The sequence below is a fragment of the Roseomonas aeriglobus genome (assembly GCA_016937575.1).
Taxonomy (GTDB): Bacteria; Pseudomonadota; Alphaproteobacteria; order Sphingomonadales; family Sphingomonadaceae; genus Sphingomonas; species Sphingomonas aerigloba.
Window position 1 is genome coordinate 104,969 of sequence record JAFHKN010000004.1, and the last position, 11,608, is coordinate 116,576.

12 protein-coding genes and 2 pseudogenes are annotated in these 11,608 nt (G+C 63.7%); 6 read left to right on the top strand and 8 right to left on the bottom strand.

What is annotated here, in order from left to right:
* Positions 1-36: 36 nt before the first annotated feature.
* From JW805_19115 to JW805_19125, 3 genes are all read right to left on the bottom strand, one after another.
* Positions 37-270: a hypothetical protein gene (locus JW805_19115; protein MBN2974114.1), complete on the bottom strand. Its 234-nt coding sequence runs from the start codon at positions 268-270 to the stop codon at positions 37-39.
* Positions 271-328: 58 nt separating this feature from the next.
* Positions 329-2,422: a catalase gene (locus tag JW805_19120; GenBank protein MBN2974115.1), complete on the bottom strand. Its 2,094-nt coding sequence runs from the start codon at positions 2,420-2,422 to the stop codon at positions 329-331.
* A 130-nt stretch (positions 2,423-2,552) separates the two neighbouring features.
* Positions 2,553-2,735, bottom strand: a complete 183-nt coding sequence (locus JW805_19125) for a CsbD family protein (protein MBN2974116.1) — start codon at positions 2,733-2,735, stop codon at positions 2,553-2,555.
* A gap of 138 nt (positions 2,736-2,873) precedes the next feature.
* On the opposite strand from JW805_19125, the gene JW805_19130 reads away from it, so the two are divergent.
* From JW805_19130 to JW805_19140, 3 genes are read left to right on the top strand one after another with little or no spacing between them, the layout of a single operon-like run.
* Positions 2,874-3,224: a response regulator gene (locus JW805_19130; GenBank protein ID MBN2974117.1), complete on the top strand. Its 351-nt coding sequence runs from the start codon at positions 2,874-2,876 to the stop codon at positions 3,222-3,224.
* Positions 3,221-5,158, top strand: a complete 1,938-nt coding sequence (locus JW805_19135; protein ID MBN2974118.1) for an AI-2E family transporter — start codon at positions 3,221-3,223, stop codon at positions 5,156-5,158. Before JW805_19130 ends, JW805_19135 begins: the two co-directional genes overlap by 4 nt.
* A 29-nt stretch (positions 5,159-5,187) precedes the next feature.
* Positions 5,188-5,544 (top strand): hypothetical protein, encoded by a 357-nt coding sequence (locus JW805_19140; protein MBN2974119.1) that lies wholly within the window; start codon positions 5,188-5,190, stop codon positions 5,542-5,544.
* A gap of 593 nt (positions 5,545-6,137) precedes the next feature.
* Here JW805_19140 and JW805_19145 read toward each other — a convergent pair.
* Complete coding sequence (locus tag JW805_19145; protein MBN2974120.1) at positions 6,138-6,434, bottom strand: hypothetical protein; 297 nt, start codon at positions 6,432-6,434, stop codon at positions 6,138-6,140.
* Positions 6,435-6,511: 77 nt separating this feature from the next.
* Here JW805_19145 and JW805_19150 point away from each other — a divergent pair, with 77 nt between their 5' ends.
* The 3 genes from JW805_19150 to JW805_19160 all read left to right on the top strand — a co-directional run bounded on the left by JW805_19150 (position 6,512) and on the right by JW805_19160 (position 8,360).
* Positions 6,512-6,673, top strand: coding sequence for a hypothetical protein (locus JW805_19150; protein ID MBN2974121.1), 162 nt, complete (start codon positions 6,512-6,514; stop codon positions 6,671-6,673).
* Between the two features lie 263 nt (positions 6,674-6,936).
* Positions 6,937-7,296: a DUF3768 domain-containing protein gene (locus JW805_19155; protein MBN2974122.1), complete on the top strand. Its 360-nt coding sequence runs from the start codon at positions 6,937-6,939 to the stop codon at positions 7,294-7,296.
* 410 nt (positions 7,297-7,706) lie between these two features.
* Positions 7,707-8,360, top strand: a complete 654-nt coding sequence (locus tag JW805_19160) for a Fic family protein (GenBank protein ID MBN2974123.1) — start codon at positions 7,707-7,709, stop codon at positions 8,358-8,360.
* 184 nt (positions 8,361-8,544) lie between these two features.
* On the opposite strand, the gene JW805_19165 is transcribed toward JW805_19160, so the two are convergent.
* The 4 genes and pseudogenes from JW805_19165 to JW805_19180 all read right to left on the bottom strand — a co-directional run bounded on the left by JW805_19165 (position 8,545) and on the right by JW805_19180 (position 11,608).
* Entirely contained in the window at positions 8,545-8,769 is a 225-nt protein-coding gene (locus tag JW805_19165) for a hypothetical protein (GenBank protein ID MBN2974124.1), read from the bottom strand.
* Between the two features lie 673 nt (positions 8,770-9,442).
* Positions 9,443-10,016, bottom strand: a pseudogene (locus JW805_19170) (recombinase family protein).
* 354 nt (positions 10,017-10,370) lie between these two features.
* The gene (locus tag JW805_19175; protein ID MBN2974125.1) at positions 10,371-10,970 is read right to left on the bottom strand and encodes an ATP-binding protein; all 600 of its coding nucleotides are present in this window, start codon (positions 10,968-10,970) and stop codon (positions 10,371-10,373) included.
* A gap of 134 nt (positions 10,971-11,104) precedes the next feature.
* Positions 11,105-11,608: pseudogene (locus JW805_19180) on the bottom strand (Mu transposase C-terminal domain-containing protein).

The following is an 11,608-nucleotide window of genomic DNA, read 5'->3' on the forward strand; positions in this document are numbered from 1 at the left end:
CTCCCTCAGCTTCTTACGGAGCGATTACCCTCGATATCACCGGCGCAAAGCGCCGCTGCCAGGCTCGATGGGATCGGCGCCCGCGACCAAGTGCCATCCTTTCCGGATCGCATACTGCACGCCCCAGCCAAGCGCGTAGGTCGCAACCAACGGTGCGATGCCGCGGATTGCTGTTTCGGCGATGGTGCCGATGATCGCTCCCTTGATCCCGCTATCGCCGTCACCGCGATCAATGGCGGCGCCGATCAGCGCGCCGAGTAGATTAGCCATTGTCTGTCCTTACTGATGTTCGCCCGGCCACGAGGCCGGGCGCACCGTTGGAGAATGGTTACGCAAGCGTCCGGACAGACGGCTCCCGGTCCCAGTAGCGCTTCTTCGCCGCCTCGACGAACATGGCGAGGTCGGTCACGCCGTCGTCGAGTTCGACACCTGCCTTGTCGAGCAACGGCTTGGCTTCATCGTTGAACCCGATGGCCTTGAGGTGACCGAAGGCGTCCATGACCCACTGCACGGCCGCGCCTTCTTTTACCAATTTGGCACAGGCCTCCTTCGACAGGGTGACGGCGCAGGCATCGACTGTGACCGAAGGCTGACCGAACAACTGTGCGTCCGCAGCGATCGCGGTCCCATCGGACAGCGGCACCTTGCCGACCTTGGGCGCGATCGTCAGCGGCGTGCCGCCGGCGGCCTTCACGGCGTCCTTCACCGAATTCAGATCATCGGCATCGGTGCCGTCGGCAATCAGGATACCGACCGTGCGGCCCTCCAGCGTGTGCTTTTCCAATGGCCCGCGGATGATGCGGAGTGCCGGCGACGGATCCATGTCGAGCACCGGCGCGGCGGTCGGTGACGCCTTCGGCAGGTCCATCGCAAGGCCGTCAGCAACGCGCTGCGCCAGGTCCTCATCGACGTTACGCAGGTTGGCCATCACCGCGATGCGGATATGCTCCAGGCTGACCTTCGACAGCTCGAACACCAGGGCGGACGCGATATGCGCCTGCTCGGCCGGGTCCATCGACCGGAAGAAGAGGCGCGCCTGGCTGTAGTGGTCGGCGAAGCTCTCCGGGCGGATGCGCAGCTTCTCGCCCTGCTCCTCCGAAGGGAAGGTCTTATAACCCTTGTTGGGGTCCTCGCGCGCACCGGCTTCCTCGCCGGCCTTGGCAAGGCTGTTCGGCTCGTAATTGGCGCGTCCCTTGGGGATCGCCATCTGCATGTGGCCGTCGCGCTGCTGGTTCAGGAACGGGCAGCCCGCCGCCTCGGCTCGGCCCTTGGCCGAGTTGATCGGGAGCTGGTGGAAATTGACCGAGCCCAGTCGCGACAACTGGGTGTCGGTATAGCTGAACAGCCGGCCCTGCAGCAGCGGGTCGTTGGAGAAGCCGATGCCGGGGACGACATGGCTCGGCACGAACGCCGCCTGTTCGGTCTCGGCGAAAAAATTGTCGGGATAGCGGTCGAGCACCATTTTGCCGACGATGCGGACCGGTAGCACCTCCTCGGGGATGATCTTGGTCGCGTCGAGCACGTCATAGGGCTGGCTGTTCGCGAAATCCTCGTCGAACAGCTGTACGCCCAACTCCCAGGTCGGGAAGTCGCCGCGGTCGATGCTCTCGAACAGGTTGCGGCGCTGGAAGTCGGGATCGGCGCCGGCAATCTTCACCGTCTCGTCCCAGATCGTCGAGGCGAGGCCAGCCTTCGGCTTCCAGTGGAATTTGACGAAGGTGCTCTTCCCTTCCTTGTTGATGAAGCGGAAGGTGTGGACGCCGAACCCTTCCATGTTGGCGAAGGTGCGAGGCAGCGTGCGGTCCGACATCGCCCACATGATCATGTGGGTGGACTCGGGCATCAGGCTGATGAAATCCCAGAAGGTATCGTGCGCGGTCGCCGCCTGCGGATATCCGCGATCGGCCTCCATCTTGGCGGCGTGCACGAGATCGGGGAACTTGATCGCGTCCTGAATGAAGAACACCGGGATGTTGTTGCCGACCAGGTCCCAGTTGCCCTCACGGGTATAGAATTTGACCGCGAAACCACGCACGTCACGGGGCGTGTCGATTGAACCGGCACCGCCCGCGACGGTCGAGAAGCGGGTGAACACCTCGGTCCGCTGTCCCTTCTTCTGGAACAGGTCGGCGCAGGTGATGTCGGCGAGGCTTTCTGTACACTCGAAATAGCCGTGCGCGGCAGACCCGCGCGCATGAACGATACGCTCGGGGATGCGCTCATGGTCGAAGTGGTTGATCTTTTCGCGAAAAATCTCGTCTTCGAGAAGAACGGGACCACGCGCACCGGCCTTTAGCTGGTTCTGGTTATCGGCGATCGGCGTGCCGTGATTGGTCGTCAGCACCCGATGATCTTCGTCAGTGGTCTGATGGGTTTCGCCGCCTGCGTAGCCTTGCTGCTGCGATTTGCGTTCTGATGCCATGCTCTAAGCCCCTTTGTCGTCACGCAGCCAGGCGTGCGCGGTGCGATGCCAATATGATTGCTCAACAGGCAAAGGGGGCGCCCATCAAAGGCACCCCCTTCTCTGCTACGATCCGGTTGTCCGCGCCGGGTTAGATCTTGTCGCCGAGCGCACCCTTTATGCTGCCCTTGAGCTTCTGCCCCTTACCCGTCGCCTGCTGCGCGGCGCCATCTGCCGCCATGTCGGGATTGTCGGTGCGAGTGCCGACTTCCTGCTTGGCATCACCGACCATGTCGTTGATCGCGCCCTTCACCTTGTCCACGAACTCGCCCATCAGATGCCTCCTATGTTGACCGAACCTAAACGACCCGAATGACCATTGGCTCCCGTTATGCCCGGAAAAATGCATAAGGCTGGAACGGTTGGCGGTTGAACCTGTTCGGACGTTGACAGGGGAATGCCGATGCACCGTTTGCTGATCGCCGAAGATATTCCGGCCATCGCCGCTTATATCGAGAACATCGCACACGACGTCGGCATCGACGCGATCAAGCTGGTCGATAGTATCGAAAGTGCCCGGGCGGCGATCACCTTCGCACCAGATGTTGCGGTCATCGATCTCAACCTCGCCGACGGCTTCACCGGTCCTCTCATCGCCGACGAGCTGCACCGACGGTGCGACACGCGAGTTGTCTATCTTACCGCCAATCCGGACCTTCTGCCGGAAGCGCATCACATCAGCCACAAGGTCCTGCGAAAGCCGCTGATCGCACGGGAATTGCATGATGCCTTGCTCGGCACGTTCCCTGAGGTGGTCGCATGACGGAAGATCGAGAGATCATCAGACTTTCTGGCGATCAACCCGAAACAGGCAGCGCCCGCATCGCGGCGGCCAACGCGCAGGGTGTCGAAGGCTTGCTCGGTCTGGCGGTCGCGGTGGTCGTCGTCGCCGGACTGTTCTTCGCCAAGGATGTACTGATCCCGATCACACTCGCGATTCTGTTGTCCTTCGTACTGTCGCCGATCGTGAGCCTCCTCCGGCGGCTTAGATTGCCCAAGGCTCTCGCGGTGCTCACGACGGTCATTGCCGCCTTGGGAATGATCGGCGGACTCGGAACTTTGGTCGGGTTCCAGGCGGCGTCGCTCTCGGCTGACGCCCCGAAATATGCTCAGACGATCGAAGCGAAGATTGATGGCGTGAAGGTCTATGCCGCCGAGAAAATGGCATTCCTGACAAAAACGCCTGCCCGCGCCACCCCCGCCGCTCCAACCCTGACTCCGGGCACCAGGGCCGCCGTTCCGGTCAGGGTTCTGGAAAACGAGCCATCGGTACTGGATACGGCCCTCGGCGTCCTGAAGCCCGTGCTGGCGCCGTTCGAGACGTTCGTCATCGTCCTGGTCGTCGCAATCTTCATTCTGATGCAGAAGGAGGATCTGCGCGACCGGCTGATCCGATTGTTCGGGTCGTCCGATCTCCATCGCACGACGGTTGCGATGGACGATGCGGCCAGTCGTCTTGGCCGCTATTTTCTTTCCCAGCTCGCCGTGAACGCGAGCTTCGGCATCGTCGTGGGTCTCGGCCTGTGGTGGATCGGCCTGCCGGTTCCGGCGCTATGGGGGATCCTTGCCGGCATTCTGCGCTTCGTCCCCTATATCGGCTCATTGCTGGCCGCAGCGCTCCCGCTGGCCCTGGCAGCAGGCATCGATCCAGGTTGGTCGATGGTGATCATGGTCGCCGCTTTGTTCGTCATCAGCGAGCCGATCATCGGCTACGGGATCGAACCGCTGCTATACGGGCATTCCACCGGCCTTTCGCCGCTGTCGGTAATCGTTGCGGCGGTGTTCTGGACCTGGATCTGGGGGCCGGTCGGACTTGTCCTGTCGATGCCGCTGACCCTGTGTCTCGTCGTACTTGGACGACACGTGCCGAGTCTCGAATTCATCGACGTCCTCTTGGGAGACAGGCCGGCGCTGACCCCCGTGGAGAGCTTCTATCAGCGTATGGTCGCTGGCGATCCTGACGAGGCTATCGAACAGGCTGAAACGCTCCTGAAGGAGCGATCGCTGACCGCCTATTACGATGAGGTCGCCCTTGGCGGCCTCAAACTGGCGGCCGAGGATGCCCGACGCGGTCTCGTCGACCATCAAGCGGCCACCCGGATCGTCGCTGCGATGATCGATGTGGTGCACGAGCTGGATGGACAGGACGAGACATCGGCGAGCAACATCGTCATCGATCGCGACAAGCCACTCAACCCCGTCGCATCCTCGACGATCGCACGCATTCCCGAGACAGCGCCGGTCGTCCTTCCGAACGCGCCCGAGACGTGGCGTGCGGACGGCACGATCAGCTGTATCGCCGGCAGGGGCATTCTCGACGATGCGGTGACGGCGATGCTCGAGCAGCTCCTTCAGAAGCGTCAATTCGGCGTGCGGCGTGTCCGCAATGCGGCCGTGGCGCGCGACGCGGTGGCTAAGCTCGACCTGTCAGGCTCGCGCCTCATCTGCCTCTCGTACCTCGAGATCGGCGGCAATCCGACCCATCTAAGATTGTTGATCCGGCGCCTCCGGCGCGCCGCGCCTGCCGCACGCATACTCGTCGGGCTCTGGCCCGAGGGGGAAAAAGCCCTGACCGACCGCGAGATCCAGCTTCTGATCGGAGCGGACGATTATGTCGCGAGCTTCGGGCAGGCGGTCGAGCAATGTCTGCGCATCGCTCACGATCAAGCCGGAGAGGAGGCTCGTGCCACCGCCTGAGGTGGCTAGCGTAGAGCGATAACGTCGGATTGAAGCGCCGTGGCGTACAGGGCTTCCGTCTCGCGCTGAACACGCTCGCGCAGGCGGGGAAGGATCGTTTCGGCTTCGGCACGAAACTGCGCAAGGTCGGCAACAATGGCCTCGCCGTTCCACTCGCCCAGAAACGTCCTCCAGTCGGCCTTCAGGATTTCCAGGGCAGGAAGGCAGTCTTCGAATGCTTGCTGCCACGGGGACGCCAGCGCCTTGCTCCGGAGATCTTCCAGTATGGTTGCTTCGATCGAAAGGTGCTCGCTGACCAGCGACGACAGTCCGAGCGCGACGAGCGGAATGATCCGGAAGCCGATGCCTTCGATGGCGAGGACATGGAGGCCGACGAACTGGCGTGAACGGATGCGGGGGGCGGTGATAATCGCCCCCCTTCCCCTCGACCGACCCGCCCAGCAGCAGCCCCATCGCCGGCGCGACAGCCATGCCCCGCATGGCCGTCGCGCCCGCTGCCCTTTCAGGCCCGCGGGCGCCGCCCGCCCAAAAGGGACGGGCGGCGCCGAGGCGACTTCACGACAACGTGAACGGGTGCGCGCCGGAATTACCGACAGCGCGTGCGAGGATCGGCTACACTGTCCTCGATCGGCAGCGGAAGGATGTAGCAGCTCCCCCGCAATCTCGCCGGTCGAAGGAGGTGACGCACATTGACGATTTATGAGACAGCAATGGTCGTGATCGCGGGCTTTTCGCTCGTGGTCGCGATCGTAAAGTTGGGCCGCGACAAGTAGCCTGACGGGGGGCGGGGGCCTAGCAGGGCTCTCGTCCCTTTTCCTTTCAGGATGGCCGGAAAAGTTTGAGCCCGCCGAGTAGCAGCTCGACGGGCTCAGGTAGGTTCCGCAATCGACAATCACGAAACAGCAGGACCTATATACGCCTCCCCGGCTTAACATCCAATACCCAGCCCGCGCGCCATCCTGAAAATCGCGCTGCGGATCTAGCTCACTAGAACCGCCGCGGGTGGACGTGCACCACCTGCGAAGGTGGGCCGATGCTTCTCTTGATGAAGGCCGCTTGCCTGGAACGGCTGATGGAGCTGAACACGCTTGGTGCGGCTGATAGTCTGACCCGCTTCCTGGAGGCGCAGCTCGTCATCAACGCTGCCCATCTCGACAGCATCTACGATGCGATCGGCCGCGCTACCACGGCGCAGGTCCGGCGCAACTTCGAGGCGATCTATGCCGCCGGCGTCGACGAATATTATCCCGGCGTGACCGGCGAGCTGATCGAGCAACTACATGTGGCGCTCGGCCCCCAGCTCCCCAGCATCGCCGCTCGTTCCGCAGGGGATTCCTACTGCTATCGCGCAGGATGGCCGGATATTACCGCCGTGCATGGGGAGCCGTTCTGTTCCGCGAGATCAAGACCACCGACAAGCTGCACCGCTCCCAGCTTGAGACGATCGGTAACGTGCTGCTGCCCGAAGGGCTCACCGTCGACGTCCTGCAAATCGCCGCGCCTAAGGCGCGATAGCATCGACAGCCGGCGCGGGCTCGCGGACGAGCTGCGCCAGCCAAGGGAACGCCAAGGGCGCCGCCCTTTCGTTCCCGAACGACAATCGACCGCCCGTGTAATCCGCCAAGCGCAGCACCCGGCGCCGAGGCACCGGCCGCGCTAGGCGGCTCGCCCGCGCCAGCGGTAGATTCTCGCTCCCCCTCCCCATCCCGTCCTCGCCGGACAGGCAGGGCCGTGAGGCCGAGCGGCCTTGCGGCCCATGCCAGAAGGAAGGATCAGCAATGTATAGCCCCGAACACCTCGACACCATCCGTTGCCTCAACGACACGGCCCGGAGCCAGCCCGGCACCGCCTCCATCGCCAACGTCACACTTGGGTTTCAGTCTCTTCCCGACGCGGATCGCTTCGCGGCGCTGGCGGCAATCGTCAGCTTCTCGCGGTTCGACGGCGACAATCATCCTTATGGGGAACACGATTTCGGTGCGGTCTATCAGCTCGGGACGGAGCGTGGACGCAGGAACGGCCGAGCGACCATAAGGCCATTGCCGAGACGGTTTTCTGGAAGGTGGATTGCTACGACAACACGCTTACCTATGACAGCGAAGCGCCGTGGGATGAGCAGCAGACCAAGCGCGTGCTAACGATCATGCTGGCAGGCGAGTATTGATCCCGTCCCCTCCGACCCGCGTTCGGCGAGCGCGGATCAGGACGCGCTGACCGGCTCTAGCCACACGTGATTTGTTGAGGAATCGCCTTGGAAGGCGTAGGGTTTAGAGCAGAAAGGATGACGCGATGGCCCAGATCGAACTTGAGACGCTGCGCGAGCGCATCCGCCAGATGGACTTCGAGCGCGGCAATACCGAACAAATCGCTCTTTGGCGCGAGGACGTGGCGGAGTCCCGCGCCAACCTCGCCATCGAGGACATGACGCCGACCATCGACGAGGACGCGATGTTCGCGATGATGCTGGATGAGGGCGTTCCGCCCTCGCTCATGCCTCGATCATCCTCAGTCTCTATCAGCCCGGAACACGCCAGATCGCTGCCTGACCTTGGCAAGCGATCCTTACACGTATCCCGGCACCGAGACGCTTCGGAACCGGCTTGGAATCACTGGCGACAAGACGCTCACCGAGGCCGAGCGGAGACTGACGCAGGCGCGCGGCGCGGAGGCCGCGCGCCTGCCCTTTCCAGCGACGGCCGACGGCTATCGGGCGCTTCACAAGCACCTGTTCCAAGACCTCTACGATTGGGCGGGCCAGGACCGCACCGTCAACATCGCCAAGGTGGATCGAGCTCGCAGCCGTCCCTACCTCGCGCGCGAACTCGACAAGCGGTTTGCCGAGGTAGGAGCGCAGAGCGGCTTCCGGGGGCTTCCCCGAGAAGAGTTTTTCGATCGGCTCGGCAACCACATCAACGAAATCAACGCCATTCATCCCTTCCGTGAAGGGAACGGGCGCACCATGCGCCACCATGCCGCCCCAGTTCGCCCGCGAAGCGGCCATCCGATCCGCATCGCCGCGATCGACAAGGACCGATGGATGGAGGCTTCCCGCCACGGTTTTCTGACCGGCGATCATCGCGGCATGGCCGCGGTCCTCTCCGCAGCGGCGATCAAGCGCGACCGCGCCGGAGGCGCGGATCGCCCCGCCGGGATCGCCATGCTCCCCAAGCGCGCCCCGCCCGAGGGCAACGCTATCGCGTGACGCTGACCAAGGCGCGCGAGGAATTGGAACGCTATCTGCCGGCCGCCCGCCAACAGGCGGCCGACCGGCTGCGCGGTTTGATAAAGGAGGGTGCCCCTCCCCCGCCATCGCCAACGCGCGCACCGAACTCGCCTATGTCCGCCACGTCAAGGGGCCGATCTACCAATCGCACCTTCTCACCTATCTAGGCGTCCGTCAGGTCGATGCCGTCGTAACGCCCCAGCAGACGCCGTTGGAGCGCGTGCGAGAGATCGGCGCGGCGCTCGGCGTCCAGATCAACAACCAGCAGCCGGCGCCGCTCCAGCGCGCCGTGCGGTCGCTGGAGCGGCCGATCCTGCCTCCCGGTCACTCGCCGGGGCAGGAGCGCCTTGCCGAACTGTTCTTGAAGAGCACGCCGGAGAAGAACCAAGCCGATCCCCGCCTCGCGCCCGCCCAGGCGATCGTTGACGCCGCTATCAAGACGGCCCGCGATCGGGGAGAGAGCGCGCGCATGATCGCGGCTATCGGCGAGTCGACGCGCCAGCTCGTCGCGGATGGATCAAGGCGGGCGGTATGTTGGACGGCGAGATCGGGCATACGGCGCCGGCGTCCGCGCCCGCGTCACGCGACAAGGATCGGAGCCGTTGATGCATCGAAGCGTAAGAGGCAGATCTTGGGATACCCAGTCTGCCCACTGCCTCTTTGCACCATTTATATCTCACGGAGAAAAAGTTGAGAGACGAGACTGACGAGATGTTCTTCGCGCGCCGAGCGCAGGAAGAATTGGATAGGGCTGCTGCGGCAACGGATGCTGCTGTCAAGGCGATCCATCTCGACCTCGCCTCGCGCTATTCGGCAGAGCGCGAGCGGGCCGCACGGTGAGCGCTATGAGCCAAAATTTGCAGGGAACACCTAGCCAACTAATTCAACCTGTCGAGCGGTCGACGCTACAACCGTCTATCGAATTCGTCGAGCAGCTGACCGAGAACGAGCAGAACATCGTTCATCTTCGCGCTCTTGTGGTCCCGCTCCAGCGTGGTCCGCCAAGGACCGTATTACCTAAGCCCGTTCTCAGATCGACGGCTTACGGACGCGAGAGCGACTCATCCTCTTCCGCTGATCGCATCCTGCACCGGCGCCGGAAAATGCCGGTAGAGCGTGGGGACCGAGACCCCGATCACCGGCGCCACTTCGGGACCGTCATTCCCCCCGCGAGCAGCTTGCGGGCCGCCGTGATCCGCTTGGGCGTCATCACCGTCTTTCGGCCGCCTACCCTGCCCTGGCGCTTCGCTACCATCAGGGCGGCCGTCGTGCGCTCGCGGATGAGATCGCGTTCCATTTCCGCCAGCGCGGCGAGGATGCGGAAGACGAACTTGCCCGCGGCCCCCGATGTGTCGATCCCGTCGGTTATCGAGCGCAGGCCGATGTTGCGGGCTTCCAGCTCCGTCGCGAGATCGATTAGGCCTTGGAGGTCCGGCCAAGCCGATCCAGCTTCCAGATCACCAGCACGTCGCCGGCGCGGGCGTGCGACAGAGCTTCAGCCAGGCCGGCGCGGTTGGCCTTGGCTCCGCTCGCCTTGTCGGTGAAGGACCGCTCGCAGCCCGCCTCGCGCAGTGCGTCGAGCTGGGGCGTCAAATCCTGTTCGGGCGTCGATACCCGCGCGTAACCGATCAGCATGAACCGTTCTCAAAACTCAACTTCCGCGCCTATCACGAGCCCACCCAATCGAGAAAGTGTTTTGATACGTGCTGTGCGCCTGCTACACGTTGTGGCTTTCAGCGGTAAATGTCACGAATGTCAGCACTAGGTGACGCCGATGACGAGGGTGCTGCGGGCGGCTTCCACGACATCCTCGCTGATGGTTGCGAGGCCGTTGATCTTCAGCACGCGCTCGATCTGCACGAACAGGCGGTGCAGTAGCCGGAAATTGCCACCTGTGATCCGAACGATGGCCGCGACCGCTGCGCGTCGGTGAAATCGGCGTCGTCGAGGCAAGGCCGAGGTCGCGCCAGCGGCGGGTCAGCACGAAGGTCAGCTCCGCATCCTGCAACGGCCGATATTGGTGGGCGAAGCCGACCGGCTGAAGAGCTGGGGATAGCGCGCCATGCGCTTTTCGATACCGGGCATCCCGATCAGGATGAGCCCGATCCCCTGCCGATCGAACACGTCACGCATGTATTCCAGCGCCGTCGTCGACAGGCGCTCGGCTTCATCGACGATCACCATTTCGACGTAGCGGGTATGACGACTGACATAACGGACCTGTCCGACTTTCTGAGGCCGGACGTGTTCGTCGATGCAATGGTCCACTCGGTCGAGCAGCCGGGGCAGATCCTGCCGCAGTTCGCGCAACGTGCTGCCGCGACCGAAGGTGTTAGAAAACCGCACGTGCCTGAGCGAGGTGGGCATAGATTTCCAGGTCGGATGGATCGCGTGGTCCCCAAACGGTGAGCAGGGGCGCAGCCTTGTGCCATCGGGCATACCGGCAGCCGAGAGCGTTTTGCCGACGCCCGCTGGGCCATGACACAGGCCGATGTAGCGATGCTTCCGAACGGCGTCGGCGAACTCGATGAAGCGGCGGTGCTCTTGGGTCGAGATGAAGCTGGTCGCGCGCGTACTGCCGGCGGTCATCAGTCGCCCTCATAATAGGTGCGTAGCTTCGGCCGGCTTGGTGGCGGCGCCGGAGTCGCTGCGGAGACCGGCGCCAATTCAGGCAATCGCGCCGGTTTCGCGATCGGAGCCGGAGTGCGCAGGATCGCTGGAAGATAGTCTATAACGCTCGATTGCTTCTCCCTGATCTCCTGCCGCAGGCGACGCCGATGCGCGATCCGCGCCGCCTGGATGTCCTTTAGGGTGACACTGTTCGCGGCATGATCCGCATCGATCGCCCGGCACAGGAACACGTTGCGATGGAACACGCGGACTTCGCCCATGTCGCGGGGGTCGTAGCGGATCGTCACCGGCTCGCCGACGTAGGCTGCCAGCGTCGGATCGAAGTAGCGCAATCCCTCGAAGCGGATGCCGTCGCGGTGAACGGTGCGGGGCTTGGCGACCATGACCAGCAGCATGTCCAGTTCGGCAAGCGTCTCCGGCATCCGGGCAACCAGCATCGCCCCGCCATGCGGCTATGGTGCCGCCCCGATCGAACGGTGGGGACGCGCATTATAGGTCGAGATGATCCAGGCGCCGATCGCCGCGTCCAGTTCGGCCAGTGAAAGGGCCGGTGGGATACCGTCTTGCCGGCGCGCAGGTTGCCGGGGAGTTCGGCC